23 protein-coding genes are annotated in these 26,307 nt (G+C 70.2%); 14 read left to right on the top strand and 9 right to left on the bottom strand.

Going from position 1 to position 26,307, the window contains the following annotated elements; genetic code table 11:
• Positions 1 to 20: 20 nt before the first annotated feature.
• The 7 genes from GWK16_RS14030 to GWK16_RS14060 all read left to right on the top strand — a co-directional run bounded on the left by GWK16_RS14030 (position 21) and on the right by GWK16_RS14060 (position 8,069).
• Positions 21 to 725: a dioxygenase family protein gene (locus GWK16_RS14030; protein ID WP_170054596.1), complete on the top strand. Its 705-nt coding sequence runs from the start codon at positions 21 to 23 to the stop codon at positions 723 to 725.
• Position 726: 1 nt separating this feature from the next.
• Positions 727 to 1,266, top strand: a complete 540-nt coding sequence (pcaG, locus tag GWK16_RS14035) for a protocatechuate 3,4-dioxygenase subunit alpha (RefSeq protein WP_170054597.1) — start codon at positions 727 to 729, stop codon at positions 1,264 to 1,266.
• A gap of 221 nt (positions 1,267 to 1,487) precedes the next feature.
• Positions 1,488 to 3,281, top strand: a complete 1,794-nt coding sequence (locus GWK16_RS14040; RefSeq protein WP_170054598.1) for an FAD-dependent oxidoreductase — start codon at positions 1,488 to 1,490, stop codon at positions 3,279 to 3,281.
• Positions 3,266 to 5,107 (top strand): 2-oxoacid:acceptor oxidoreductase subunit alpha, encoded by a 1,842-nt coding sequence (locus tag GWK16_RS14045; protein WP_170054599.1) that lies wholly within the window; start codon positions 3,266 to 3,268, stop codon positions 5,105 to 5,107. The genes GWK16_RS14040 and GWK16_RS14045 overlap by 16 nt, the downstream gene beginning before the upstream one ends.
• Positions 5,104 to 6,159, top strand: a complete 1,056-nt coding sequence (locus GWK16_RS14050; RefSeq protein WP_170054600.1) for a 2-oxoacid:ferredoxin oxidoreductase subunit beta — start codon at positions 5,104 to 5,106, stop codon at positions 6,157 to 6,159. Before GWK16_RS14045 ends, GWK16_RS14050 begins: the two co-directional genes overlap by 4 nt.
• A gap of 9 nt (positions 6,160 to 6,168) precedes the next feature.
• The gene (locus GWK16_RS14055; RefSeq protein WP_170054601.1) at positions 6,169 to 6,828 is read left to right on the top strand and encodes a phosphoribosyltransferase; all 660 of its coding nucleotides are present in this window, start codon (positions 6,169 to 6,171) and stop codon (positions 6,826 to 6,828) included.
• On the top strand, positions 6,825 to 8,069 hold the full coding sequence (locus tag GWK16_RS14060; RefSeq protein WP_170054602.1) for a pyridoxal phosphate-dependent decarboxylase family protein: 1,245 nt from the start codon (positions 6,825 to 6,827) through the stop codon (positions 8,067 to 8,069). The genes GWK16_RS14055 and GWK16_RS14060 overlap by 4 nt, the downstream gene beginning before the upstream one ends.
• Positions 8,070 to 8,072: 3 nt before the next feature.
• Here GWK16_RS14060 and GWK16_RS14065 read toward each other — a convergent pair whose 3' ends face one another.
• From GWK16_RS14065 to fabI, 9 genes are all read right to left on the bottom strand, one after another.
• The gene (locus GWK16_RS14065; RefSeq protein ID WP_170054603.1) at positions 8,073 to 9,095 is read right to left on the bottom strand and encodes a patatin-like phospholipase family protein; all 1,023 of its coding nucleotides are present in this window, start codon (positions 9,093 to 9,095) and stop codon (positions 8,073 to 8,075) included.
• Between the two features lie 6 nt (positions 9,096 to 9,101).
• Positions 9,102 to 10,310: an adenylate/guanylate cyclase domain-containing protein gene (locus GWK16_RS14070; protein WP_170054604.1), complete on the bottom strand. Its 1,209-nt coding sequence runs from the start codon at positions 10,308 to 10,310 to the stop codon at positions 9,102 to 9,104.
• Positions 10,307 to 11,230 carry a hypothetical protein gene (locus tag GWK16_RS14075; protein WP_170054605.1) on the bottom strand — a complete coding sequence of 308 codons (924 nt, stop codon included), beginning with the start codon at positions 11,228 to 11,230 and terminating at the stop codon, positions 10,307 to 10,309. Before GWK16_RS14075 ends, GWK16_RS14070 begins: the two co-directional genes overlap by 4 nt.
• A gap of 79 nt (positions 11,231 to 11,309) precedes the next feature.
• Entirely contained in the window at positions 11,310 to 13,616 is a 2,307-nt protein-coding gene (locus GWK16_RS14080) for a DUF3141 domain-containing protein (protein WP_170054606.1), read from the bottom strand.
• A 49-nt stretch (positions 13,617 to 13,665) separates the two neighbouring features.
• Positions 13,666 to 14,862 carry an acetate/propionate family kinase gene (locus GWK16_RS14085; RefSeq protein WP_170054607.1) on the bottom strand — a complete coding sequence of 399 codons (1,197 nt, stop codon included), beginning with the start codon at positions 14,860 to 14,862 and terminating at the stop codon, positions 13,666 to 13,668.
• Positions 14,859 to 16,277 (bottom strand): bifunctional enoyl-CoA hydratase/phosphate acetyltransferase, encoded by a 1,419-nt coding sequence (locus GWK16_RS14090; protein WP_338144476.1) that lies wholly within the window; start codon positions 16,275 to 16,277, stop codon positions 14,859 to 14,861. The genes GWK16_RS14085 and GWK16_RS14090 overlap by 4 nt, the downstream gene beginning before the upstream one ends.
• A complete protein-coding gene (locus GWK16_RS14095; protein WP_170054608.1) occupies positions 16,274 to 16,924 on the bottom strand; it encodes a 3-oxoacid CoA-transferase subunit B in 651 nt (216 codons plus the stop codon). Before GWK16_RS14095 ends, GWK16_RS14090 begins: the two co-directional genes overlap by 4 nt.
• Before the next feature lies 1 nt (position 16,925).
• Positions 16,926 to 17,588: a CoA transferase subunit A gene (locus tag GWK16_RS14100; protein WP_170054609.1), complete on the bottom strand. Its 663-nt coding sequence runs from the start codon at positions 17,586 to 17,588 to the stop codon at positions 16,926 to 16,928.
• Complete coding sequence (fabI, locus tag GWK16_RS14105) at positions 17,585 to 18,412, bottom strand: enoyl-ACP reductase FabI (protein ID WP_456306758.1); 828 nt, start codon at positions 18,410 to 18,412, stop codon at positions 17,585 to 17,587. The genes GWK16_RS14100 and fabI overlap by 4 nt, the downstream gene beginning before the upstream one ends.
• Positions 18,413 to 18,587: 175 nt before the next feature.
• Between fabI and GWK16_RS14110 the strand changes: the two genes are divergently transcribed.
• From GWK16_RS14110 to msrP, 7 genes are all read left to right on the top strand, one after another.
• Positions 18,588 to 19,652, top strand: coding sequence for a zinc-dependent alcohol dehydrogenase family protein (locus tag GWK16_RS14110; protein ID WP_170054610.1), 1,065 nt, complete (start codon positions 18,588 to 18,590; stop codon positions 19,650 to 19,652).
• 63 nt (positions 19,653 to 19,715) lie between these two features.
• On the top strand, positions 19,716 to 20,396 hold the full coding sequence (locus GWK16_RS14115; protein WP_170054611.1) for an NIPSNAP family protein: 681 nt from the start codon (positions 19,716 to 19,718) through the stop codon (positions 20,394 to 20,396).
• Positions 20,397 to 20,493: 97 nt separating this feature from the next.
• Positions 20,494 to 22,074: an EAL domain-containing protein gene (locus GWK16_RS14120; protein ID WP_170054612.1), complete on the top strand. Its 1,581-nt coding sequence runs from the start codon at positions 20,494 to 20,496 to the stop codon at positions 22,072 to 22,074.
• Between the two features lie 63 nt (positions 22,075 to 22,137).
• On the top strand, positions 22,138 to 22,713 hold the full coding sequence (gene mntP / locus GWK16_RS14125) for a manganese efflux pump MntP (RefSeq protein ID WP_170054613.1): 576 nt from the start codon (positions 22,138 to 22,140) through the stop codon (positions 22,711 to 22,713).
• Between the two features lie 39 nt (positions 22,714 to 22,752).
• Positions 22,753 to 23,856: a glycosyltransferase gene (locus GWK16_RS14130; protein WP_170054614.1), complete on the top strand. Its 1,104-nt coding sequence runs from the start codon at positions 22,753 to 22,755 to the stop codon at positions 23,854 to 23,856.
• Entirely contained in the window at positions 23,856 to 25,310 is a 1,455-nt protein-coding gene (locus tag GWK16_RS14135; RefSeq protein WP_248291377.1) for a glycosyltransferase family 39 protein, read from the top strand. Before GWK16_RS14130 ends, GWK16_RS14135 begins: the two co-directional genes overlap by 1 nt.
• 59 nt (positions 25,311 to 25,369) lie before the next feature.
• The gene (gene msrP, locus GWK16_RS14140; RefSeq protein WP_170054616.1) at positions 25,370 to 26,305 is read left to right on the top strand and encodes a protein-methionine-sulfoxide reductase catalytic subunit MsrP; all 936 of its coding nucleotides are present in this window, start codon (positions 25,370 to 25,372) and stop codon (positions 26,303 to 26,305) included.
• Positions 26,306 to 26,307: the final 2 nt, after the last annotated feature.

Below are 26,307 nucleotides of genomic sequence, written 5' to 3' on the forward strand. Positions count from 1 at the left end.
CCCACTCCAGGGAGGCAAGAATGGCGGACCCAACCCCCTACGCGCCGATCGCGCCCGGCAGCCAGCCGCCGCTCGACCTGCCATCCTATCTGAGCACCTCGCTCCGCCATCCGAAGGCGGAGCCGGTCCGCATCCCGACGACGGTCACGGAATCCTCGGCGCCGCGCTTCGCGCCCGCCTGGTATGCGCCGCATGCCGATCTTTCGGTGGTGCAGGGCAAGGCGGCGCTCGGGGAACGCATCGTCGTCGCCGGGCGCGTGACCGATGAGAACGGACGCCCCGTCGCGAACGCAATGGTCGAGGTCTGGCAGGCGAACGCGGCTGGCCGCTACCACCATGCACGCGACCGGCATGACGCGCCGCTCGACCCGAATTTCGTGGGTGAGGGCCGGGTCTTCACCGATGCGGAGGGCAACTACGCCTTCACCTCCATCAAGCCCGGTGCCTATCCGTGGCGGAACCCGGGCCCCGGCTGGCGGCCGCAGCACATCCATTTCGGTCTGCACGGCGCAGGCTTCGCGCAGCGCCTGATCACCCAGATGTATTTCCCCGGCGATCCGCTGCTCGACTTCGACGCCATCTTCCAGGGCAGCGGGGACGAGCCCGCGCGGCGACGCCTGGTCGCGACGCTTGACCCCGCGCTGATGCAGGCCGACTGGGCGCTGGGCTACCGCTTCGACATCGTGCTGCGCGGCCGCGCCGCCACGCCCTTCGAGAATGCCTGACATGACCCACGCGACTGCCAGCCAGACCGCCGGTCCCTACTGGCACATGATCGACTTCCCGGCCTGGGCCGACCTGCTGCGCGCGGACGGCCCCAATGCGGGCGCGGCGGGCGAACGCATCGTGCTGACAGGCCGCATCACCGATGGTTCCGGCGCCGTGGTGCCGGACGCGATGGTCGAGATCTGGCAGGCCGATCCGGAGGGCCGTTACGATTCGTCATTCCACGGCTTCGGCCGCTGCGCGACCGATGCCGAGGGTCGATACCGCTTCGTCACGGTCCGGCCCGGCGCGGTCCCGGGGCCCGGCAACAGCACCCAGGCTGCGCATGTGGTCATCACCATCTTCGCGCGCGGGCTGATGAAGGGCCTCGTGACCCGCGCCTATTTCGCAGGGGATGCGCGGCTTTCGCAGGACCCGGTGCTCGCGCTGGTACCGGCGCCGCGGCGCGGAACCATGATCTCGACGCCGTCGGACGGGGGCGAGTGGCGGCTCGACATTCGCCTTCAGGGTGCGGGCGAGACCGTTTTCCTCGAGGTCTGAACCCCGCGCCCGCGCTGCGGCGCAGCACGAATCGGCACATTGCTCCGAGGGCCGCCTTGGGGCAGATTCCCGTCAAGCCGTTGAACGGCGGGGAGTGGACCAGACGTAATGACAACTGCGTTTGCGCGATGGCCGTCGAGCCACCGCAGCCAGGACATCAGGAACGCATCCAACGGAGTGCTCCACGCTTTGCGGCATCCAGCCCAAGGGAGGCTCCGCGCGTGAAGCCGACGGACATCTCGTCCCCGGACTATTTCCACAAGGTCGTCGATTGCCAGTGGGCCTGTCCGGCCCACACGCCTGTGCCCGAGTACATCCGGTTGATCGCCGCGGGCCGGTATTCCGACGCCTACATGGTCAACTGGCATTCGAACGTCTTCCCCGGGATCCTCGGCCGCACCTGCGACCGCCCCTGCGAGCCCGCCTGCCGGCGCGGTCGCGTGGAGGAGGAACCCGTTGCGATCTGCCGGTTGAAGCGCGTCGCGGCCGACAACAAGGGCGAAGTGCTCTCCCGCATGCCGGAGATCCCGAGCGAGCGGAACGGCAAGCGCATCGCCTGCGTCGGCGCAGGCCCGGCGAGCATGACCGTCGCGCGTGACCTCGCGCCGTTGGGCTACGAGATCCACGTCTTCGACGGCGCCGCGAAGCCCGGTGGCTTCATCCGCCAGCAGATCCCGCGCTTCCGTCTGCCCGAGGAAGTGATCGATGAGGAATGCGGCTTCGCGCTCGATCGCGGCGGCGTGGTGAGCCATATGAACCGCCGGGTCGACAGCCTGAAGGCCCTGTTGGCCGAAGGGTACGATGCGGTGTTCGTCGGGTCGGGCGCGCCGCGCGGGCGTGAGCTCGACGTGCCGGGCCGCAAGGAAGCGGCGGCCAACATCCATCTCGGCATCGATTGGCTGGCCTCGGTCTCCTTCGGGCATGTGACGTCGATCGGCAAGCGCGTCATCGTGCTCGGCGGTGGCAACACGGCGATGGATTGCTGCCGCTCCGCCCGCCGCCTCGGCGGCGAGGAGGTGAAGGTCGTCGTCCGCTCCGGCTTCGACGAGATGAAGGCCTCCCCCTGGGAGAAGGAGGACGCGATGCATGAAGGCATCCCGATCCTCAACTTCCTCGTGCCGAAGGAAGTGCTGCACGACAACGGCCGCCTGACCGGCATGGTGTTCGAGAAGGTCGCCGCGCAGTACGACGAGAAGGGGCGCCGGTCCCTGCTGCCGACCGGCGAGCCTGACGTGACGATCGAATGCGACGACGTCCTCGTCGCCATCGGCCAGGAGAACGCCTTCCCCTGGATCGAGCGCGATGCCGGGATCGAGTTCGACCGCTGGGGCCTGCCGAAGCTCGACGCCGACACGCTGCAGTCGACCGACCCGCGCGTCTTCTTCGGCGGCGATGCGGCCTTCGGCCCGAAGAACATCATCTGGGCCGTGGCGCATGGCCACCAGGCGGCGGTGTCCATCGACCTGTTGTGCAAGGGCGAGGACGTGAAGGCGCGCCCCGCGCCGGATGTCCGCATCGCCAGCCAGAAGATGGGCATCCACGAATGGGCCTATGATAACGCGGTCTCGCTCGACCTGCGGTACAAGGTGCCGCAACTGCCGGCCGAGAAGGCGCTGCGCGACATCACCGCGGAGGTCGAACTCGGCTACGACCGGGAGATGGCCTATCTCGAGACGCAGCGCTGCCTGAACTGCGACGTGCAGACGGTGTTCACGGCCAAGGCCTGCATCGAATGCGACGCCTGCGTCGACATCTGCCCGACCGACTGCATCACCTTCACCGAGAACGGCGAGGAGGATGAGCTCCGCACGCGCCTCAAGGCGCCGGCGGTGAACACCTACCAGGATCTCTACGTCCAGGATGGCCTGAAGACGGGCCGAGTGATGGTCAAGGACGAGGACGTCTGCCTGCACTGCGGCATGTGCGCCGAGCGCTGCCCGACCGGTGCCTGGGACATGCAGAAGTTCCTGCTCGAGACCGCCAAGCCGAAGGCGCACGCATGCCACAGCCGATAACCGCGACGAACGACTTCGTCGTCAAGTTCGCCAACGTCAACGGATCGGGTTCCGCCTCGGCAAACGGGCTCTTCGCGAAATCGATCCTGCGGATGGGCGTGCCCATCGCGTCGCGCAACATCTTCCCCTCGAACATTCAGGGCCTGCCCACCTGGTTCGAGGTCCGCGTCAGCGAGGCTGGCCACATGGGCCGGCGTGGCGGCGTGGACATGATGGTGGCGATGAACCCGCAGACCTGGGATCGCGACGTCGCCGAGATCGAGCCGGGCGGCTACCTGTTCTATGACTCGACCCGGCCGATGCCGAAGTCGAAGTTCCGCGACGACATCACGATCATCGGTTGCCCGCTGACCGAGATCACGAACAACGCCTATTCCGATCCGCGGCAGCGGCAGTTGTTCAAGAACATCGTCTATCTCGGCGCGCTCTCGGCGCTGCTCGACATGGACGTGGAGGCGGTGAAGGCGTCCATCGCCGCCCAGTTCAAGGGCAAGGAGAAGCTGGTCCCGGCCAATTTCGCCGCGCTCGAGATGGGCCGGACCTGGGCGCAGGAGAACCTTGCCTGCCCGATCGGCCTGCGGCTGCGCAAGGCGGATGCCGTGGGCGAGCGCATCTTCACCGACGGCAATTCCGCCGCAGCGCTCGGCGCGGTCTATGGCGGCGCGACCGTCTGCGCCTGGTACCCGATCACACCCTCGACCTCGCTCGCCGAGGCCTTCGAGAAGTATTGCGGCCGCCTGCGCAAGGACCCCGAGACAGGGGCGAAGCGCTACGCGATCGTGCAGGCGGAGGACGAACTCGCCTCCATCGGCATAGTGGTCGGCGCCGCCTGGAACGGTGCCAGGGCCTTCACGGCAACCTCCGGCCCCGGCGTCTCGCTGATGCAGGAATTCCTCGGCCTCGCCTACTTCGCCGAGATCCCGACCGTGCTGTTCGACGTGCAGCGCGCGGGGCCGTCGACCGGCATGCCGACGCGCACGCAGCAATCGGACCTGCTCTCGGCCGCCTATGCCAGCCATGGCGATACCAAGCACGTCATGCTGCTGCCCGAGGATCCGGCCGAATGCTTCGCCTTCGGGGCGGACGCCTTCGACCTGGCCGACCGGCTGCAGACGCCGATCTTCGTCATGCTCGACCTCGATATCGGCATGAACGACTGGCTGTGCGAACCCTTCAAGTGGGATCCCGCGCGGAGGATGGATCGCGGCAAGGTGCTCGATGCCGCGGGCCTCGACGCCGCGAAGACCTTCGGCCGCTACCTGGACGTGGACGGGGACGGCATTCCGTATCGCACCTGGCCGGGCACCCATCCGGAGAAGGGGTCCTTCTTCACCCGCGGCACGTCGCGCGACCGCTACGCCCGCTATACGGAAGATGGCGCGCCGTATGTCGATAACATGCAGCGCCTGCTGAAGAAGTTCCACACGGCGCGCGCCATCGTCCCGCATCCGGTCGTGACGCCGGCCAAGGAGAAGGCGCGCGACGGCGTGATCTTCTACGGCTCCACCGCGGCCGCGATGCGGGAGGCGCTGGCGGCGCTGGAGGCACGGGGCATCCACCTCGATGCGATGCGCATCCGCGCCTTCCCCTTCCACGACGACGTCGCGGCCTTCATCGCCGCGCATGAGCGCGTCTTCGTCGTCGAGCAGAACCGCGACGCCCAGCTCCGGACCCTTCTCATCAACGAGGAGGAGATCGATCCCGCGAAGCTGGTACCGGTGCTGCACTATGACGGCACGCCGATCACCGCGCGCTTCATCCTGTCCGCCATCGCCGACCGGGCGTCGGCGGCGAACGTCCTTCCCTTCCGCAAGGCCACGCCATGAGCTACCTGCCGAAGCCGAAGCTTCACCACCCGAAGCTGCCGACCAACGCGATCGGCCTGACGCGGCGCGACTACGAGGGCGCGATCAGTACCCTCTGCGCCGGCTGCGGGCATGATTCGATCAGCGCGGCCATCATCCAGGCCTGCTTCAACCTCTCGCTGCCGCCGCATCGCGTCGCGAAGCTCTCGGGCATCGGGTGTTCGTCCAAGACGCCGACCTACTTCCTCGGCGCGGCGCACGGGTTCAATTCCGTGCATGGGCGCATGCCCTCGGTGCTGACCGGCGCCTATCTCGCGAACCGGGACCTGATCTACCTAGGTGTCTCGGGCGACGGGGACAGCGCCTCGATCGGCTTCGGGCAGTTCGCGCACAGCATCCGCCGCGGCGTGAACATGACCTACATCGTCGAGAACAACGGCGTGTACGGGCTGACCAAGGGCCAGTTCTCCGCGACCTCGGACAAGGGCTCGGTCGCGAAGAAGGGCAACGTCAACACCGACCAGCCGATCGATCTGGCAGCCATCGCGGTGCAACTCGGCGCCACCTTCGTGGCGCGGTCCTTCTCGGGCGACAAGGAACAGCTGGTGCCGCTGATCGAGGCGGCGCTGCTGCATGAAGGCTCCGCCTTCATCGACGTGCTGAGCCCCTGCGTCGCCTTCAACAACCACCCGGGCAGCACGAAGTCCTACGACTACGTGCGCGAGCACAACGACGCGCTGAATCGCCTCGACGTCATGCTGCCGCGGCAGGAGATCACCGCCTCCTACGCCCCGGGCGCGCTGACCGAGGTTGTGCAGCATGACGGCAGCATCCTGCGCCTGCGCAAGCTGCATGATGGGCACGATCCGACCGACCGCACCTCCGCCATGCACTACCTGATGGAGCGCAAGGCCGCGGGCGAGATCGTCACCGGCCTGATCTACGTCGAACCCGAGGCGACGCCGCTGCACCAGAACCTCGGGACGGTGCCAGTGGCACTGAACTCGCTCGGCGACGCGGATCTCTGCCCCGGCGCTGACGCGCTCGAGAGGATCAACGCCTCGCTGCGGTGATCGGCCGCGATGTGGCGTGGCACGCTCTTCCGCGACCGACGGGAGGCGGGGGAGCGCCTGATCCCGCTGCTGGCACCGCTCGGGCTGAAGGATGCGCTGGTCTATGGACTGCTGCGCGGCGGCATCGCCGTCGCCGCGCCGGTCGCCGAGGGGCTCAAGGTTCCGCTGCTGCCCTTCCTGGTGCGGAAGCTTGGCGTGCCCTGGCAGCCGGAACTCGGCTTCGGCGCGCTGGCCGAAGGCGCCGATGCGCCGGTTCTGAACCGCGACATCGTCGCGGGGTGCGGCCTGGACCCCGACGACATCGCCACGGTCGAGACGCACGAGCGACACGAACTGGAACGTCGGCAGGCGCTCTACCTGGCCGGCCTGCGGCGGCCGGAGCCACGCGGGCGCGCCGTGATCCTGGTCGATGACGGGCTCGCCACAGGCGTTTCGGCGCGCGCCGCGCTGCGGTCGCTGCGCGGGCAGGGGGCCTCGCCGCTGATCCTCGCGATCCCTGTCGCGCCGGCGTCGTCGATCGCGTCGCTCGAAGGCGAATGCGACCGCATCGTCTGCGCCGAGATCTCGGACATCCCGGCCGGCATCGGCGGCTGCTACGCGGATTTCCACCAGCTCGAGGACGAGGAGGTGCTCGCCATCCTGCGCGGCGCCGGGAAGGAGGCCCCATGACCAGTATCCCCGCCACCGGCCGCAGCCGCACCGAGCTCACGGCCGAACTCGCCGCGCGCAAGGGGGGCGACCGCGACTGGCGGCACGGCAAGCTCGCCGTCTATTTCTATTGGCTCGACGAGGAACTCGAGCGCGTCCAGCAGGAGGCCTACCTGGCCTACTGGACCGAGAACAACCTCGGCCAGCGCGCCTATCCGAGCCTGAAGTCGCTCGAGGACGACGTCATCGCCATGTCGCTCGGCCTGCTCGGCGGCGGGCCGAAGGCGGGCGGGACCTTCACCTCGGGCGGGTCGGAAAGCATCTTCCTCGCCATGATGGCGGCGCGGAACCGCGCGCATGCGCGGCGCGGAACGCCGCGGGGCAACATCGTGCTGCCGGACAGCGCACACCTTACCTTCGACCGCGCGGCCGAGGCCCTGGGCCTCGAAGTCCGGCGCGTGCCGGTCGGCCCGGACTTCCGCGCCGATGCCGTGGCCATGGCCGCGCGCATGGACGGCGACACGGTCGCGCTGGTCGGTTCCGCGCCGAACTATCCCTTCGGGACCTTCGATCCGATCGCGGAGCTTGCTGCGCTGGCGGCGGAACGTGGCGCCTGGATGCATGTCGATGCCTGCGTGGGCGGCTTCCTGGCGCCTTATGTGCGCCGGCTCGGGCACGACATTCCGCGCTTCGAACTCGATGTGCCGGGTGTGACCTCGATGTCGGCGGACATCCACAAGCATGGCATGGCGCCGAAGGGGGCCTCCCTGCTGCTGGTGGCCGATGCGGCCGACCGCGAGTGGCATAAATTCGAAAGCCGCGCCTGGCAGCGCGGGCCCTATGCCGCCTATACGACGCAGGGCACGCGGCCGGGCGGCGCGGTCGCGGCCGCCTGGGCCTCGATGAACCATCTGGGCGACGAGGGCTATCTCCGTTGCGCCCGCCTCATCATGGAGGCCAAGGCCATCATCACCGCGGGCATCGAGGCCATTCCGGGCCTCGAGGTCCTCAGGCCGAACGACCTCGGCATCCTGGTCTGGCGCACCACGGACCCGGCGCTGGACATCGGCAAGGTCGCTGCGGCGATGGATGCCGAGGGCTGGCTCGTCGGCCGCCAGCAGCAGCCGGACGGCGTTCACCTGCATCTCAACCCGATCCACCGACACTACGCGGAGGACTACGTTGCCGCCGTCTCCCGCGCCGTTACCGCCGTGCGCGGCGGTGCGGCGGCGCGCATGGGCGCCAACGAGCGGACCTACTGACCGCTACAGGAACTTCGCCACCACGTCGGTCGAGGACCTTTCCCCGATGGCGTCGAAATGTGCGTCGAGGAAGGCCTCCGCCCGCTGGATGCCGAGGTCGCGCAGGTGGTGCAGGAATCCGGCGCTCGCATTCATCTTGGAACTCGCGTTGAAGGCGGCGAGCTCCGCCTCGGCATCGATCGTGTGGATGAAGCAGCGCAGGTGCTTCTCCTTGGGCAACTGCCCCTGGTCGATGAGGTCCGTCACGAAGCGGATCATCCGCATCTCCCGCATCAGGGAGGAGTTGAAGGCGAGGGTGTTCATCCGGTCCACGATGGCGCGGATGTCGCGCGGTACCTCGGGGATGTTGATCGGGTTCAGCTGGACGATGAGGATGTCAGGCGCGCCGCCCATGTAGATCAGCGGGAAGATTGGCGGATTGCCGCAATAGCCGCCATCCCAGTAGTGCTGTCCCTCGACCTCCACCGCATGATGCAGCAACGGCACGCAGGCCGAGGCGAGCACCGCCTGGGAACTCATCTCCGACCGTTCGAAGACCCGCAGACGCCCGGTCAGCACATTGGTCGCGCAGACGAACAGGGCAGGGCCCGCGGCGCTGCGCAGCCGGGCGAAGTCGACGCTCGCTTCCAGGTGCTCGTGCAGCGGGTTCTGGTTCGCCGGGTTCAACTCGTACGGCGAGAACTGCCGCAGCATCACGTCCGCGATGCGCCACAGCGGGGAGAAATCCATGTTCCCCTTGCTGAACATCAGGTCGATCGGCGTCGGCTGGATCGGGGACATCGCCGCCATGGCGCCGATGCCCTCCCAGAAGCAATCGAGCCGCCGCCGCGCCTCCTCCGGCCCGCCGGCGATCAGCCCGTCGGTCAGCACGGCGCCGTTCATCGCGCCGGCGCTGGTGCCGACCACGGCTTCCACTTCCAGCCGCTCGTCGGCCAGGATCCGGTCCAGCACGCCCCAGGTGAAGGCGCCGTGCGAACCGCCGCCCTGCAGGGCGAGCTTGATCTTCCTGCGGTTGCCCTTCGCCATGCCTGCCTACTTGCTGTCGAGCTTCGTCACCGGCGACCAGTCGCGCGGCGGTCCGTCCGGATATCGGGCGATGCGCGCGGCATAGGCGGCGATGAGAGGATCGTGCTCTGGATCGCCGGCCTCGCGCAGCGCCTCCGTGGCGCGGTCGAACTGTCCAGCGCGGAAGCGGCGGATCGCCTCGCCCCAGGCGGGCAGGCGCGCGACCAGCGCCGGGTCCGCGACCAGGGCAGCCTCCTTGGGCCCCGAGGCGACCGACAGCCCGACCAGTTCATGCACCTCGAGCGGATCCTGCGCGCCCTTGGCCAGAACCAGGTCCACGGGGCGGAAGACAAAGCCGCTGCCGGCGCCGATGCGCGTCGATTCCGAGACCAGGATCTGCGTCCCGTACATCTTGTTCATGCCCTCGAGCCGCGAGGCGAGGTTCACCATCGACCCGATCGCCGTATAGGCCATGCGGTCGGACGACCCAACATTGCCCACCACCGCGTCGCCGCTGTGCACGCCGAAGCGCGTATGCAGGCGCGGCCAGCCGCGGGCGGCGAAGTCCTGTTCGAGTTGCAGCGTGAGATGCTTGGCGTGCAGCGCGCCGCGGCATCCGTGCATGGCGTGCGCCAGGTCGCGCTTCGGCGCGTTCCAGATCGCCATGATGGCGTCGCCGATATACTTGTCGATCGTCGCATGCTGCTCGAGCAGCGTGTCCGTCAGCGCCTGGAAGTAGGTGGAGGTGATGTGCATCAGCTCCTCCGGGTCCATGCGCTCGGCGATGGTGGTGAAGCCCTGCACGTCGGAGAACATCACCGTCAGGCGGCGTCGTTCCCCGCCGAGCTTCGCCTCGGCGCCCTCGGCCATCAGCTTCCGCACCAGGTCGCGCGGGACATAGACGCTGAACAGCCGCAGCGCCGATTTCATCCCGCCCATCGCATCGGCCAGCGCATCGACCTCGGCGGCGCCGCCCGGCGTCGGCGGCGTGCCGGCGAGGTCGAGCCGGCGGATGCCCTCCGCCTCCTTCGTCAGCACGCCCAGCCCGCGTCCGACCCGATGCGCCGCGTAGGCAAGCCCGCCCGCCACGACGAGGATGCCTGCCGCGGCGACGAGGAAGGCGATGATCGAATTGCGCCCCGTTGCGGCGATCGCCACCGCGGCGAACAGCACGCCGCAACCGGCGAAGGCCATGCCGAGCATCGTCACCAGAAGCGAGGTCCCGCGGGACTTCATGGGGGCGTCCGGCTCCAGGCGAGGAGCGCCTCCGCATCCGCAATGTCCATGCCGTCCAGCGCCGCGGCCCCCGCCTCGGGCGTCGGCGGATCGATGGCGAGCCGTTGTGCGGCCTGGCCGTACGCCTCGATCTGCGCGGCCCGAACGGCATCGAGACCCAGCAGGCGCGCTGCCGCTGTCGGTGCCGGCTGCATCCGCAGCAACGCGAGCCGCGCGGCATGGCTCGCAACCTCCTCCGGGGAGGGCTGGCCGGCCGCGGCGAGTTCCACGGCCAGCAACCGGCCGAGCCGCGGGCCGAGCGTGGGCAGGGAACTGCCGAACAGATCCGCCTCCCGCGCCAGCCGGCAGGCGAGATCGGGCGCCTCCGCGTCCTCCCAGGGCCAGGTGGTGGCGAGGATGATGCGGCGCATCTCCGCCACGCCCGCCGGATCCATGCCGCAGTCTGTGGCAATCTCGGCCGCGGCATCGGCCGAACGGCGTTCCAGTACGCCGCGGTCCCCATGGACCTTCCCATCGTGCAGGAGGTCATGGGCGGTCATCGCGACAACGGCGATCGCCGCTTCGGCGGGCCCGAGCAGACCGAGCCGGCGCGCCGCCCCGGCGAGCCAGCCCATGGCCAGCGCCGTTTCGGCCTGATGGTGGCGGCTGTGATAGGCAGGTTCGGCGCCTGGAGCGAATCCGGCGCCGTGCCGTTCCACCGCAGCGGCGATCCGGATCGCGGCAGCGCCGGCGGGATCCGCATCCGCCTGCGCGTCGCCCGTGGCGGCGGTCAGGGCCTGTCGAACCGCGCCGACGACATCCGGGGGCGCCGCACGGCGCAGCAACAACTGTCGTTCTGCGCTGGCGAGGGCCGCGCCCGGCGGTCCCGCGCCCAGCGCCAGGCTCAGCACGCTGTCGGCGCTCTCGGGCCCTGCGGCCATGGTCCTCGCCGGAAATCGGGCGAGCATCCTAGACCGCAGGGCGCCCCGGAGGGAAAGCCCCCCGAAGGCCCCGCCGATGTCAGGCGGCGGCGACCTTCGGCCCGAGGCCGAGCGTCTTGCGCATCCGCACCAGCATCTCGCGTGCCTTGTCGCCGAGTTCCTCGTCCGGGCCGGCGACATGCTCGACGGCGGCCAGCGCCTTGCGCCGCTCCGCGGCTTCCGGCAGCAGCGTCGTCAGCGTGTCGAGCGCCTCGTCGCGCATCAGGGTCACGATCACCGTCTGCTCGCGGATGATCGCCTGGCGCGCGGCGGGGCTCATGCCCACGAAGGGCGGCTCGGTCGTCAGCAGCGCGTTGGAGCGGGCGAGGCGGGAGCGCCGCACGCCGCCACGGGCATCGGCGAGCAGGATCATCATGCGGATCACCGCCTCGGCGTAGCCGCCCTCGGCGACCTTGGCGCGCGCCTCGGAGAGATGCGCCGGCTCGACCTGCACCGACCGCCGCGCCGCCTCGGCCTCGGCCGCCGTGTCGTCCCCGGTCACGCCGACGGCCGCGAGGCCGCCATAGATCGCGTGGAAGGCGGTCTCGATGCTGGCGTCGCGCATGTCGCGCCAGGCGTCGATGCTGCGCTCGACCGTGTCGGCCCAGGCCTTCTCGAGGGCGAGGAACGGGTTGTCCTGCGCCGCGGGCTTGCGGTTCTGCCGCGCCATGCCCGCCATGGCCCGGATCGGCATCATGAAGGGGTTCATGTCGGAGAACATGTAGCGCCGCATGCGCATCGGGCTGGCCTGGCGCCGCGCCTCCGCGCCCGCCTCGGTCGCCGACTGGCGCACGATGGGGGAGACCAGCACGTCATAAAGATGCTGGTTCATCTCGGAGATCTTGGCGACGGCGGGGAAGGCCTCGTTGCTCGCGTCGCCCGACAGGGTGCGGATGTCGGCGATCTTCCGCTCCACCAGCTCGACCTGCCATTCCTCGTTGGCGCCGGTGCCCTCGTGACCGGTTATCTTCATCTCATAGAGACCGGGGGCGACCGCCTCGATCATCTCGAGCGTGGTCGCGATCTCGGAATGCTCCTTCTTGGCGACGGCGCCCGAGACGAAGATGCCGAGATGCCCGATCTGGTCGTGCAGCAGGTAGACGATGGTCTGGCCGAGCGACTTGATCTCCTGCTCGTCGCGATAGACGTCGGCGATCCAGCGCAGGGCCTGGCCCACGGGCGTGATGTTGTCGCCCGAGGAGGCGAAGACGATCACCGGCGCCTTCACTTCCCGCATGTTGAAGGTCTCGCCGCCGCCCTGGGCGATCTGGCCCGAGGAGAAGCGGTTGCCGATGAAGAGGTTGTCGACGATCCACCGGATCTCGTCGCTCGTCATCAGGAAGTAGCCGCCCCACCAGCGTTCGAACTCGAGGAAGCGGTCGGCCTCGCTGTCCACCTTCGAATAGAGGTCGAAGTACTTCTTGAACCAGGTGTTGCCGGGCGAGAGGCTCTCGAAATTCGCGACCAGCGACGCGCCGTCGAACTTCCCGTTGCCGAGGTCGGCCATCAGCGAGGCCGGCCAGCCGCCGCCCGCGAGGCCGCCGAGGTAACGCATCGGGTTCCGGCCCTTCTCGCCGGCCCAATAGGACAGCGGGGCGCCGTTCAGCACGAGCGCGCCGACGGACTCAGGGGCCGCGGCCCCCAACATCATCGTCGCCCAGCCGCCCTGGCAGTTGCCGATCACGACCGGCTTCGGCGCGTCCGGATGCACCTTGGCGATGTGGGCCAGGAAGGTCGCCTCGGCCGCGGTCACGTCGAGGATCGTCTGCCCCTTCTCCGGCTCGCGGTAGAAGATGACGAAGTAGACGGGGTGGCGGCGGCGCAGCGCCACGCCGACCTGGCTGTCCGACTTGAAGCCGCCGATGCCCGCGCCGTGGCCGGCGCGCGGGTCGATGATGACGAAGGGGCGCAGCTTGGGGTCAGTCGCCGGGAAGCCCTCGGGCGGGGTGATCCGGACCAGGGCGTAGTTCACCGGTCGGGCCAGTTTCCGGCCGTCGACCACCGTCTCGTAGTCGAAGACGAGCACCGGCGGGCAGCCCGCGCGCTCATGCTCGACGAAGTTGTTCCCCGCCTGGCGCATCACGTCCCAGAACAGGATCAGCCGCTGCGCGGCATCGGCCGCATAGGCCTGCGCGTCCTGGGCCAGGGCGGCGGGGGTGCGGGCGAAGCGCGCGGCGAGGTCGCGCATCGCCTCCGCCGCGCCTGGGGGCGGGAAGGCGGGGGTCTGCACCGCGGCGTGCCGGCCTATCACGTCCGCGAGGGTGCGGACCTGGTCGAGCACGCGGGTCGTGGTCTCGCTCGCCTTCTCGGCGAACTCGCGGGCGGGAAAGCTCGGGGTCGCGGGCATTGGCGGGGCTCCCTGGTTTGACCTTTTCTGCGCCCCCGGGCCGGAGGCATCAAGCCCATTTGCTGCGGCGCAACAAATTCAGGACATGCCGCGCGATCATGCCTTCCTCGTCCGTGGCGCGGACCAGGACGCGGGTGGCCGCCCCGGGGCGGGAGATCTCCCGCTCATTGGCTTGGTTCCGCGCCGGATCGATGTCGATTCCGAGGAATCCGAGGCCTTCGCAGATGCGGGCGCGCAGATCCCGCGCGTTCTCCCCGATGCCCGCGGTGAAGACCAGGCCGTCGAGGCCGCCGAGCGCGGCCGCCAGGGCCCCGATCTCCCGCCGCACCCGCCAGGCGTAGTAGGCGAGCGCCTGCGCGGCGCGGGGCTCGGCGCTGGCCTCGAGGTCGCGGACATCCTGGCTGATCCCCGACATGCCCTTCAGCCCGGCATTGCCGTAGAGCAGCTTCTGGAGCGCGGCGGGCTCCATGCCTTCCGTCATCAGCAGATGCAACAGCACGCCGGGATCGATCTGCCCGCAGCGCGTGCCCATCGGCACGCCGTCCAGCGCGGTGAAGCCCATGGTGCTGTCCACGCTCCGTCCGCCGCGCATGGCACAGAGCGAGGAACCGTTCCCGAGATGCGCCACCACGACGCGGCCGGCGGCCAAAGCGGGCTCCGCCTCGGCGAGGTTGGCGGCGATGTATTCGTAGGACAGGCCGTGGAAGCCGTAGCGCCGGATGCCTCGCGCGTAGAATTCGGGCGGCAGGGCGAAGGTGTCGGCCTCCCACGCATGGCTGCGGTGGAAGGAGGTGTCGAAGCAGGCGACCTGCGGCACGCCCGGCAGCCGCGCCCGGGACGCCGCGATGCCGGCGAGGTTGTGCGGCTGGTGCAGCGGGGCGAGCGGGGCCAGCGCCTCGAGCTGCGCCATCACCGCATCGTCGATCAGCACAGGCGCGACCAGGTCCGGCCCGCCATGCACCACGCGGTGCCCGACCGCGATGATCCGCCGCCCGGCCATGGCCGGGGAGAGTTCCTTGGCGATGACCTCGAGCGCCGCGCCGTGGTTCGCCACGTCCGGCCCGGCCCAGCGATGGTCGGCCAGCACGTGCCGCGTCGCGTCGCGCGCGATGAGGTGGGGGCTGGCGCCGATGCCTTCCATCTGCCCTTCGAAGCGCGTCTCCGCATCCCCGCCGACGATGTCGAAGAGCTCGAACTTGATGGAGGAGGAACCGGCGTTGAGGACGAGGATTGCGTCGCTCGTCATGCGCCGAGCTCCGGCACCAGGCATGTCCCCGTCCGCCGCCAATGGCCGTAGAGCACCGCGAGTGCGGCCGACATCAGCCGGGCGTGCTCGTCATCGGCACGCGAGGTCAGCATCACCGGCACCTTGGCGCCGACCACGATGCCGCCGGTGTCGGCCTGGGAGAGGAACACCAGCTGCTTCGCCAGCATGTTCCCCGCCTCGAGGTTCGGCGCCACCAGCACGTCGGCGCGGCCCGCGACCGTGGAATGGATCCCCTTGGTGCGTGCGGCCTCGAGGTCCACGGCGTTGTCCATGGCGAGCGGCCCATCGACCAGCCCGCCCTTGATCTGCCCGCGATCGGCCATCTTCGCCAGCGCGGCCGCGTCGATGGTGGACGGGATCGCCGGGTTGATGGTCTCGACGGCCGACAGGATGCCGACGCGCGGTTCCCCGATGCCGATCGCCTGCGCCAGGTCGATCGCGTTCTGCACGATGTCCGCCTTGGTGGTCAGGTCGGGCAGGATGTTGATCGCCGCGTCGGTGATTATCATCAGCCCCTCATGACCCGGGATGTCGAGCACGAAGCAGTGGCTGATCCGCCGCCCGGCGCGCAGCCCGCCGTCGGATTTGGTGACGTGGCGCAGCACCTCGTCGGAATGGATGTTGCCCTTCATCACCGCCTCGGCCTTGCCCTCGTGGACCAGGCAGACGGCGCGGGCGGGGGCGTCGTGGGCATCGGCGACGTTCTCGATCGCGACGCCGGCGAGATCCCAGCCGATCTTCTGCGCCTCGGCGCGGATCTTCGCCTCGGGACCGACCAGGATCGGGGCGATCAGGCCTTCCTTCGTCGCTTCCCACGCGCCGCCGAGCGAATTGTCGTCCGTGGGCGCCGCGATCGCGGTGGGCATCGGCGGGATGCCGCGGCAGGCGGCGAGGAGCCGCGAGAACTTACCGCGCTTCACCAGCGTCAGCTCGGGGATGACGACGCCATCGGTCTCGACGCGCGTCAGCGGCGGGCTGATCTCCGCCGTGCCGTCGCAGACCAGCGTCCCATCCGCCTTCTCGAGCCGGCAATCCATGACGAGGATGTTGCCGGCCAGCTTCTCGCGCACGGTCACGGTGGCGATGACGGCGTCGCCGGCCTCGACGCGGGCGAGGAAGCGCAGCTGCTGCGCGCGGTACACCGTGCCCGGCCCTGGCAGCCTGTTGCCGAACACCGCCGAGAACAGCGAGCCGCACCACATGGCGGGCGCGACGGGCGGACGGCCGATCTCCTGCTCGGCTTCGCCCGGCAGGTGAGCGGGGTTCAGGTTGCCCGAGGCATGGGCGAAGACGACCAGGTCGTTCGGCGTGCAGACGCGCGTGAGGCTCGCGCTTTCGCCTTCCTTGATGTCGTCCCAGGAACGCCCGACCAGGGCAGGGGCGGTGATCGTCACAGGCGCATCTCCGGGACGGTGTCGGGAATGGTGAGCGGGGCGGTGGTGGCGGCCAGGATCTCCTCCACAGACACGCCCGGCGCCCGTTCGCGCAGCACCAGGCCCTTCGGCGTGGGTTCGATCACGGCAAGGTCCGTGACCACCAGGCTCACGGGCCGCGCCGAGGTCGGCGGCAGCGTCAGCTCGGGTACGATCTTGGCTTCGCCCCTGGCCGCATGCTGCATGGCGACGATGACCCGGCGCGCGCCGGCGACGAGGTCCATCGCGCCGCCCATGCCGGCGACCATCTTCCCCGGCACCATCCAGTTCGCGAGGCGGCCCGTCGCGTCCACCTGCAACCCGCCGAGCACCGTCATCTCGAGATGCCCGCCGCGGATGAGCGCGAAGGAGGTCGCGCTGTCGAAGGCGTAGGCACCGGGCAGGGCGGAGATGAAGCCGCCGCCGGCATCCGTCAGGTTGGGATCTTCCATGCCTTCGGGCGGACGGGCGCCGAAGCCGATGATGCCGTTCTCGCTCTGGAAAGCGACGAGCATGCCGTCGGGCACGTAGCGCGCGACCAGCGTCGGCAGCCCGATGCCGAGGTTCACCAGCGTGCGGTCACGCAGTTCCTGCGCCACGCGGCGGGCGATGATTTCCTTGGCGTCCATCTCAGTGCGGCCTCTCGACGAGGTGCGTGACCAGGATGCCCGGCGTGCGGACATGGTCGGGCGGGATGACGCCGATCGGCACCACCTCGTCCGGCTCGGCGATGACGACCTTGGCCGCCATGGCCATCAGCGGGTTGAAGTTCTGCGCCGTCAGCCGGTAGGTCAGGTTGGCGTAGTAGTCGGCCTCGAAGCAGTGCAGCAGGGCGACGTCGGCGCGCAGCGGCTTTTCCAGCAGGTAATCGCGGCCATCGACCGTGAGGACCTGCTTGCCCTCGGCGACGCTCGTCCCGACGCCGGTCGGCGTCAGGATGCCGCCCAGGCCCGCCCCGCCGGCCCGGATGCGTTCGGCGAGCGTGCCCTGCGGCACCAGTTCGACCTCGATCTCGCCGGCGATCATCTTCTGCTGCGTCACGGGGTTGGTGCCGATGTGGCTGACGATGGCCCTGGCGACGCAGCCGGCGACCACGAGTTTCCCGATGCCGAGGTCGGGCCGCCCGGTGTCGTTGCCGATCACCGTCAGCCCCTTGGCGCCGCGCGCGACGAGCGCGTCGATCACCCGCCGCGGGGATCCGACGCCGAGGAAGCCGCCGATCATCACCGTCGCGCCATCGGGCACCAGGGCGGCGGCCTGGTCCGGCGTCAGCGCCTTGCGTTGCGTGCTCATGCGACGTTGTGCAGCCCGGCGTCCACGTAGACCGTGTCGCCCGTCATGCCCGAGGAGGCGCCGCCCACCAGGAAGGAAACCACGCGCCCGACCTCCGCGATGTCCACCAGGCGGTGCTGCGGGGCGCGTTCCTGTGCCATCTGCACCAATTCGTCGAACTGCGCGATGCCACTCGCCGCCCGCGTCTTGAGCGGGCCCGGGGACACGGCAAAGACCCGGATGCCCTTCTCGCCGAGCTCGTCCGCCGCGTAGCGCACCGCGCCTTCGAGTGCGGCCTTCACCGGGCCCATGAGGTTGTAGTTTCCGACCACCTTGTCGGCCCCGTAGTAGGACATGGTGACCAGCACGCCGCCTTGCGTCATCAGCGGTTCGGCCAGCTTCGCCATGCGCAGGAACGACCAGCAGGAGACGTGCATCGCCTGGGCGAAGCCCTCGGCGCTGCAGTCGATGACCCGGCCGTGCAGGTCCGCCCGCGGGGCGAAGGCGATGGAATGGATCACGAAGTCGAGCCGGCCCCAGTCCCGGCCGATGCGCTCGAACAGCGCCTCGAGCTGGCCGGGCTGCTGGACGTCGAGGGGGGCGATGATCTGCGCCTGCAGCTGCTCGGCGAGGGGCCGGACGTACTTCTCCGCCTTCTCGTTCAGGTAGGTCACGGCGAGATCGGCGCCGAAGGCGCGCAGCTTCACCGCGCAGCCATAGGCGATGGAATCGGCGTTCGCGACGCCGACCACCAGGCCGCGCTTGCCCTTCAGCATGTCGCCGACGCGGCTGTTCGGGTCCCAGACGGTGGGCAGCGGATCGATCGGGCGGGATTCGGTCGGCACGGTGCACCTCTCATGCTGCGTCGGGCCTCCGCATCCCACGGGGGCCGGTCCGCTGCCTTGACGTAGAGCAGATTCCCACGTCCGGGGCATTGCGATTTTGCGGCATCGCAACATCCCCGTCGCCTGGACCGATCGGCGCCCCGGTGCTTGGCTCGGCGCGACAGGAGGAATGCCAATGAAGGGTGTCGTCTTTGCCGGGGACCGGAAGCTCGAGTTGATGGATTTCCCCGATCCCTCGCCGGGCCCGGGCGAGGTGGTGCTCGAGATCCGTGCCTCGGGCATGTGCGGCAGCGACCTGAAATTCTACCGGGCGCCCGGCGGGCCGGGGCGGACGGCGGCCCTCGGCCTCGGGGCGACCTCCGGGCCCCTGATCGCGGGGCACGAACCCTGCGGCGTGGTCGTGGCGGTGGGCCCGAACGTGCCGCAGAACCAGGCCTGGGTCGGCATGCGGGCCATGCAGCACCACTACCGGGGCTGCGGCGTCTGCCCGCAATGCAGTACCGGCTGGATGCAGCTGTGTGACGATGGCGTGAAGGAGGTCTACGGCGTGACGGGCCACGGCGCCCACGCCCGCTACATGAAGTGCCCGGCGCGCACGCTGGTCGAACTGCCCGAGGCCCTTTCCTTCGAAACCGGCGCGGCGATCTCCTGCGGCACGGGCACGGCCTGGGGCGCCCTGCAGCGGCTCGGGCTGATGGGGGACCAGACCATCGCGGTGTTCGGGCAGGGCCCCGTCGGACTGTCGGCGACGTTGCTCGCGGCGAAGATGGGCGCGCGGGTGATCGCCCTCGATACCGCTCCCGAGCGGCTCGGTCGTGCGAAGGAGTTCGGGGCCGACCTGCTGATCAATCCGGCGGAGACCAACGACGTGCTCGGCGCGATCAAGGAAGCGACGCACGGGCTCGGTGCGCATGCCTCGCTCGACGCATCCTCCAATCCGCTGGCGCGGCGGCAGGCGGTGCAGTGCGTGCGCACCTGGGGCAAGGCGTGCTTCGTGGGGGAGGGCGGGGACGTCACGCTCGACGTCAGCCCCGACATGCTGCGCCGCCAGGTCACGCTGATCGGCTCCTGGACCTTCTCCACGGTCGGGCAGGCCGAATGCGCCCGCTACGTCGCGGATCGCGGCGTGCCGGTGGACCGGCTCTTCACGCATCGTTGGACGCTCGAGCAGGCGGAAGAGGCCTACACGCTGTTCGACAAGCAGACGACCGGCAAGGGCGTCTTCCTGCCGGCGGCCTGACCCCGCCTTGCGCCACGGCGCGGCGCGGACGAAGGTGCCGCGCCCGCTTCCAGAGGAAACGCGATGTACATCGAGCACCGCCAGTACACCTTCCACCCCGGCAAGCAGCCCGTGTGGCTCGACGCCTTCGAGAAGTTCGGCTTCCCGTCGTCGCAGCGGACGCTGGGTGCGCCCTCGCTCGGCACCTTCGTGGCCGATGTCGGGCCGATCAACCGCTTCGTCTTCATGCGCGGCTGGGACGACATCGACACCCGCGACGCCGGCATCGCGGCACGCGAGAAGGACGAGCAGTGGGGCGAGTTCAAGAAGCATTCCGCCGGCTGCCTGATGGCGCAGGAGGTGAAGTTCCTGAAGCCGACCTCCTTCTCCCCCATCCAGTCGGCCAAGGGCTTCAAGTTCGAGCGCAAGATCGGCGGCACCGGCATGGTGGTCGATCACCGCACCTACGACTTCGTCCCGGGGAAGATGCCGGCCTGGCTGAAGGCCTACCAGGAGGTCGGCCTGCCGGTGCAGCAGCGCCTGCTCGGTCAGTTGCTGGTCTTCGCGGTGACCGAGATCGGCCCGATCAACCAGGTGGTCTTCTGCTGGCTGTACGAGTCCTATGGCGACCGCGACGCGCGCCGCACCGCCATGGCCAACGATCCGCAGTGGCAGGAATTCGGGAAGATGGTCGGCGGCCTCGGCGCGCTGAAGCAGCAGACCGTGATGGGGCTGCGGCCGACGAGCTTCTCGCTGGTGAAGTGAGGTCGCCGGAGGGGCCTCGCCCTCTCCGGTCCGGCGGCACCTTCACCGCCGCTTAAGATCCCGGGGCGAGGATGCGAGCCTCGCCCCAGGACGCGCCATGCAGGAAACCGTTCGCCACCCGGTCGCCAACTCCGTGGACCGGTTCCTGACCTTCGCTTTCGCCGCCGCCGAGCTTCTCGTCGAAACCGATGCCGACGGCCGGATCACCTTTGCCGAGGGCGCCTTTCCCGCGCGCTTCGGCCGGCCGGGTCGCACCTTCCTCGGTCATCCCGTTCAGGAACTTGTCGCGCGCGACCTGCGCTCCGGGATGGGCACGGCCCTCGAACTGCTCAACGCAACGGGCCGCATCCGGCCGACCGCGATCCGGCTGTCCGATCGGGACCGCTCGGCCTTCAGCGTCGCCGGCCTCGCCGCACCGGGGCGGTCCGGACGGTTCTGCCTGACCTTCTCCCCGCTGCCGGACGACCTGCCGGGAGGGCCATTGCCGGGTGGCCCGGGGTTCGCCCGCGCCGCCGAGGAAGTTCTGCGCCGTGGGGAGGGGGCGGCCGCGCTCGGGCTGATCGAGCTGACGGGGGATGGCGGAGCGCTGGCCCCGCGGGCGGATCTCGCGGCGCGCATCCAGTCCGTGCTGGCGGCGCAGGGCGGGACCGGGACGGTCGCGGCCGACCTCGGCGCCGGCCGCTTCGGGCTCCTTCCGGGGGAAGGGGCACCGGATCTCGCGGAGGTCTCGGCGCATGTCGCGCGGCTGCTCGCGCAGCACGGGCTGCCGGGGCGGGTCGGAGCGCGCGCGCTGCCGCTGGCCGGGGAGGGGCTGAGCCCGCTTCAGGCGACGCGCGCGTTGCGCTTCGCGCTGTCCGCCTTCGCCCGCGGCGGCGATGCGGCGTTGGAGAAGGCCGGCTTCGCCGGCGGCCTCGCGGGCTTCGTCGACAGTGCGGCCGAGCGTGCGGCGGCATTGCGCGCGACCATCGCGGACCGCCGCTTCCGCCTCGCCTTCCAGCCGATCGTGCTGCTGGCCGACCGCCAGCCGCACCATTACGAGGCCCTGCTGCGGCCGATCCCGACGCCGGGCACGCCGTTCTCCGAAGCCTCGGAGTTCATCGCCCTGGCGGAAACCGTGGGATTGTCGGAGACGCTCGACTGGGCGGTGGTGGAGACCGCCTGCGAGGCCGCGCGCGCAGCCAGCGGGGCGCGGATCGCCTGCAACCTGTCGGGCCTGTCGCTGCAGTCCCGTGCGTTCCGGGACCGGCTCTGCGGCATGCTGCGGGAGGCTCCCGCCCTGGCCGAGCGCCTGCTGGTCGAGATCACCGAGACGGCCGAGATCGAGGACGAGCCCGAGGCCCGGCGCACCGTCGACGCGCTGCGCGACCTCGGCCTGCCGATCTGCCTGGACGATTTCGGCGCCGGGGCGGCGGCCTTCCGCTATCTCCGGGCCTTCCGCGTGGACTTCGTGAAGGTGGACGGGGTCTATGTCTCCCATGCGGTCGAAAGCGCCCGCGACCGGGGCTTCATCGCGGCCATGGTCGACCTGGCCCGCACCGTGGGTGCCGAGGTGGTGGCCGAGCGCATCGAGACCGAGGCGCAGGCCACCCTGATGCGCGATCTGGGCGTGGGATTCGGGCAGGGCTACCTGTTCGGGCGCCCCGGCGCGCTTCCTGGCGGCGACGGGCCCTATCGCTGATTTGAATTATTGAACATCTATTCAGATGTTGTAGGAACGGCGCCCCAAGCCGGAGCCGCACGCGTGACCCCCCTCACGACCCTGACCCTCGCCTTCAGCATGTCCGTCGACGCCTTCGCCGCGGCCATCGGCAAGGGGGCTGCCCTCGACCGGCCGCGGCTGGCCGAGGCGCTGCGCACCGGGGTCATCTTCGGCAGCGTCGAGGCGGTGACGCCGGTGATCGGCTGGGCGGCCGGCCTTGCGGCGAGTGCCAGCGTCGCGGCGGTGGACCACTGGATCGCCTTCGCGCTGCTCGCGCTGGTGGGCGGACGCATGTTGCTCGCCGCCTTGCGGGGGCAGGATGACGAGGAAGCTCCCCGCCGGCCACAGCGGCGGCATGGCACCGCGATCCTGCTCGCCACCGCCGTCGGCACCAGCCTGGATGCCATGGCGGTCGGCGTGACCCTCGCCTTCATCGGCGCGGACATCGTCGTGGCGGCCTTGGCGATCGGGCTGGCGACGGCGCTGATGGCGACCTTCGGGATGCTGATCGGCCGCTTCCTCGGCGGGCGCTTCGGCCAGGTCGCGGAGGCGTTGGGCGGCGTCGCCCTGATCGGCCTCGGCTGCAAGATCCTGGCCGAGCACACCCTCTTCGGTTGACCGCTTGCCCTTCCGCGCAGCGCGGCGCAGGAAGCCGACATGACGGAGCCCGCCCCGCCACGACTCGCAGTCGTCATCCCCTGCTACAACGAGGCCGCGAACGTCGCGCCCATGGTGGCGCGGCTGGATGCGGCGCTCACGGGCATCCCGTGGGAAGCGATCTTCGTCGATGACGACAGCCTGGACGGCACCGCTGCCCGCGCCAAGGCCATCGCGGCGCAGGACACCCGCATCCGCTGCATCAGGCGCATCGGTCGGCGCGGCCTCGCCTCGGCCTGCGTCGAGGGCATCCTGTCCACCGCCGCCCCCTATGTCGCGGTCATCGACGGGGACCTGCAGCACGACGAGACGATCCTGCCGCAAATGCTCGCCGTCCTGGACTCCGGGGAAGCCGAGATCGCCGTCGGCAGCCGCAACGTCGAGGGCGGGACCAAGGGGGAGGGCCTGTCCCCGATCCGCCGCATGGTCTCGGACGGCGGCGCGGCGCTGGCCAACGCGGCCCTGCCGGTGAAGGTCGCGGACCCGATGAGCGGGTATTTCGCCCTGCCGCGCGCCCTGTTCGACGAACTCGCCCCGCGGCTGACGGCGACGGGGTTCAAGATCCTGCTCGACGTGCTGCTTTCGGCCGGGCGGCCGCTGAGGGTGGCGGAGATCCCCTACACCTTCCGGGCGCGGGAGGCCGGCGAGAGCAAGCTCGACGCGACGGTGCTGCTCGAATTCGGCGGGCTGCTCGCGGACAAGGCGCTCGGCGGCATCGTGCCGTTGCGCTTCATGGCCTTCGCCCTCGTGGGCGGCATCGGCGTCCTGGTGCACCTGGCCGTGCTCGGCGTGCTCCACGGTCTCGGCCCGATCGGCTTCTGGCCGGCGCAATGGGCGGCGACGCTGGTCGCCATGACCGCGAACTTCCTGCTCAACAACCGCATCACCTATCGCGACCGGCGCCTGCGGGGGCCGCGGCTGTTGCGGGGGCTGATCCTGTTCTACGTCGTCTGCGGCCTCGGGGCCGCGGCCAATGTCGGCATTGCCGGGTTGCTGCTCCATGACGGCGTGGCCGGCTGGGGGCTGGCCGGCGCGGCTGGGGCGCTGCTGACGGTGGTGTGGAACTACGCCGTCTCCTCCACCCTGGTATGGCGCGCGCGCTGATGCCCTGGCTCGCCGCACTCGCGGCGCTGACGGCGCTACGCCTGGCCGTGGCCGGACTGACGCCGCTCGCGCCCGACGAGGCCTATTACTGGGTCTGGTCGCGGGACCTGCAGGGCGGCTACCTCGATCACCCGCCGATGGTCGCGCTGTTCATCCGCGCGGGCACGATGATCGCGGGGGAGACCGCGCTCGGCGTCCGCCTGCTGGGGCCGCTGTCCCTCGCACTCGGATCGGTGCTGCTGGCCCGCGCCGCCGAGGATCTGTTTCCCGGCCGCAAGGCCGGACCCTGGGCGGCGGGGCTGCTGAATGCGACGCTCCTCGCCGGTGTCGGCGGCGTAACCATGACACCGGACACGCCGCTGCTGTTCTTCTGGACCTGTGCATTGTGGGCGGTCGCGCGGCTGCATCGGACGCAGGACGGGCTTTGGTGGCTCGCCATCGGCCTCTTCGCGGGGCTCGGTCTTGCGAGCAAGTACACCATGGTGCTGTTCGGCACCGGACTCCTGCTGTGGATGCTGCTCGACGGCCGGGCGCGCGGTTGGCTTCTTCGCTGGCAGGTCTGGACGGGCGGGGCGATCGCCGCGCTGGCCTTCGCACCGGTCGTGCTGTGGAACGCGACCCATGACTGGGCGTCCTTCGCCAAGCAGGGCGGCCGCACGGCGAGCGGTGGCATGGGACAGTCCCTCCGCTATCTCGGCGAACTGGTCGGCGGCCAAGCGGCGTTGGCGACACCGCTTGTCTTCCTGCTGTGCGCAGCGGGCGCGGGCGCTGCTGCGTGGGCCTGGTGGCGCCGGCGGGATTCGGCGGCGCTGTTGCTGGCGACGCTGGTTCTGCCGGGCGCCGCGCTGTTCGTCTGGCAATCGCTCGGCAGCCGGGTGCAGGGGAACTGGCCGGCGGTCCTGTATCCGGCGGCGGCGATCGCCGCCGCCGCGTTGCTGGACAGTGTCCGATGGCGGCGACTGCGGGTGCCGGCCGTAGCCCTCGGCGGCGTCATGTGCGGAGTGGTCTATCTCCAGGCAGTGGCGGCCCCTGTCGCACTCCGGCGGGGCCAGGACCCCACGCTGGCGCGGCTGGGCGGCTGGGACGACTTCACCGCGGCGGTCGCGGCGAGGGCGCGGCAGGACGGCGCCGGCTTCGTTGCCGCCGAGGAGTACGGCCTGGCCTCGGTCCTGGCCTTTCGCCTGCCGCCGGGCATCGTCGTGGTCGCCATGGATCCGCGTTGGGCATTCTTCTCGCTGCCGGTGCCGCAGCCGGGCGTAACCGGATTGCTGCTTCGCAGCGAAAGGCGAGGGGAGTGGCCCCCCAACTGGCCCGGCGCCGAGGCGATTGCCGGGCCGGACGGGCGGCTGCTCCGCTCCCGGCGGGGCATCGAGGCCGAGGCCTACCGCCTCTACCGCGTCACCACGGGCGCGGGCCAGCCGCCCGCTGCCGTGCTGCCGCGCCCGGGATCGTGACGAGGCGCTTGTAATCCCCGCAGGACGCCTGATTCTGTCGGAGGTTGGGAGAGTTCACGATGCCGATCCTGATCCGTCGCGGCTGGGAGATCCCCGAAGCCCGCGTCACGCCCGAGCACCTGGTCTTCGGTCGCCGCAAGGCGATGCTCGCCGGGGCCGGCCTGCTGGCCGCGCCGGCCATGGCCTCCGCGCAGGAGGCGGCGCCGCTGCGGGCGATGCGCAACACGCGCTACGTGCCGGGCCGCGACATCACGGGCGAGCGCGAGGCGACGACCTTCAACAACTACTACGAGTTCGGCAGCGACAAGGGCATCAGCCGCCCGGCGCAGCGCCTGCCGCAGCGCCCCTGGACCGTGAAGGTCGAGGGCATGGTCGAGACGCCGCGCGAATTCGGCATCGAGGACCTGCTGCGCACCATGCCGCTCGAGGAGCGGGTCTATCGGCTGCGCTGCGTCGAGGCCTGGTCGATGGTGGTGCCCTGGACCGGCTTCCCGATCTCGGCGTTGCTGGAGGTGGTGAAGCCGCTCGCCTCCGCGCGCTACGTGGTGTTCGAAACGGCGGCGATCCCCGCGGTCATGCCGGGCTTGCGGCAGTCCTGGTACCCCTGGCCCTATATCGAGGGCTGCACGGTCGCCGAGGCGGCCAATGACCTGTCGTTCCTCGTGGTCGGCGCCTACGGCAAGCTGCTGCCGCCGCAGAATGGCGGCCCGATCCGCTTCCACCAGCCTTGGAAGTACGGCTTCAAGGCGGGCAAGAGCATCGTGCGGATCACCCTCACCGATCGCCGCCCCGTCTCCTTCTGGGAGCAGATCCAGGCGAGCGAGTACGGCTTCTGGGCGAACGTGAACCCCGAGGTCGCGCATCCACGGTGGAGCCAGGCGAGCGAGCGCGTGCTCGGGACCAATGCGCGGATCCCGACGCAGCTCTTCAACGGTTACGGCGAGTTCGTCGCGGGCCTGTATACCGGCCTGCAGAACGAACGACTCTGGGCATGACC

The organism is Neoroseomonas marina (assembly GCF_012927745.1).
In the GTDB taxonomy this organism is placed as follows: domain Bacteria; phylum Pseudomonadota; class Alphaproteobacteria; order Acetobacterales; family Acetobacteraceae; genus Neoroseomonas; species Neoroseomonas marina.

Coding starts and splice junctions, on each gene's coding strand:
- GWK16_RS14120 (WP_170054612.1), top strand. CDS start 20,494: ATGCAGGAAACCGTTCGCCACCCGGTCGCCAACTCCGTGGACCGGTTC.
- GWK16_RS14095 (WP_170054608.1), bottom strand. CDS start 16,924: ATGGACGCCAAGGAAATCATCGCCCGCCGCGTGGCGCAGGAACTGCGT.
- GWK16_RS14130 (WP_170054614.1), top strand. CDS start 22,753: ATGACGGAGCCCGCCCCGCCACGACTCGCAGTCGTCATCCCCTGCTAC.
- GWK16_RS14030 (WP_170054596.1), top strand. CDS start 21: ATGGCGGACCCAACCCCCTACGCGCCGATCGCGCCCGGCAGCCAGCCG.
- msrP (WP_170054616.1), top strand. CDS start 25,370: ATGCCGATCCTGATCCGTCGCGGCTGGGAGATCCCCGAAGCCCGCGTC.
- GWK16_RS14065 (WP_170054603.1), bottom strand. CDS start 9,095: ATGGCGAAGGGCAACCGCAGGAAGATCAAGCTCGCCCTGCAGGGCGGC.
- GWK16_RS14115 (WP_170054611.1), top strand. CDS start 19,716: ATGTACATCGAGCACCGCCAGTACACCTTCCACCCCGGCAAGCAGCCC.
- GWK16_RS14045 (WP_170054599.1), top strand. CDS start 3,266: ATGCCACAGCCGATAACCGCGACGAACGACTTCGTCGTCAAGTTCGCC.
- GWK16_RS14050 (WP_170054600.1), top strand. CDS start 5,104: ATGAGCTACCTGCCGAAGCCGAAGCTTCACCACCCGAAGCTGCCGACC.
- GWK16_RS14085 (WP_170054607.1), bottom strand. CDS start 14,862: ATGACGAGCGACGCAATCCTCGTCCTCAACGCCGGTTCCTCCTCCATC.
- GWK16_RS14075 (WP_170054605.1), bottom strand. CDS start 11,230: ATGGCCGCAGGGCCCGAGAGCGCCGACAGCGTGCTGAGCCTGGCGCTG.
- GWK16_RS14055 (WP_170054601.1), top strand. CDS start 6,169: ATGTGGCGTGGCACGCTCTTCCGCGACCGACGGGAGGCGGGGGAGCGC.
- GWK16_RS14060 (WP_170054602.1), top strand. CDS start 6,825: ATGACCAGTATCCCCGCCACCGGCCGCAGCCGCACCGAGCTCACGGCC.
- GWK16_RS14110 (WP_170054610.1), top strand. CDS start 18,588: ATGAAGGGTGTCGTCTTTGCCGGGGACCGGAAGCTCGAGTTGATGGAT.
- GWK16_RS14100 (WP_170054609.1), bottom strand. CDS start 17,588: ATGAGCACGCAACGCAAGGCGCTGACGCCGGACCAGGCCGCCGCCCTG.
- pcaG (WP_170054597.1), top strand. CDS start 727: ATGACCCACGCGACTGCCAGCCAGACCGCCGGTCCCTACTGGCACATG.
- GWK16_RS14080 (WP_170054606.1), bottom strand. CDS start 13,616: ATGCCCGCGACCCCGAGCTTTCCCGCCCGCGAGTTCGCCGAGAAGGCG.
- GWK16_RS14070 (WP_170054604.1), bottom strand. CDS start 10,310: ATGAAGTCCCGCGGGACCTCGCTTCTGGTGACGATGCTCGGCATGGCC.
- GWK16_RS14135 (WP_248291377.1), top strand. CDS start 23,856: ATGCCCTGGCTCGCCGCACTCGCGGCGCTGACGGCGCTACGCCTGGCC.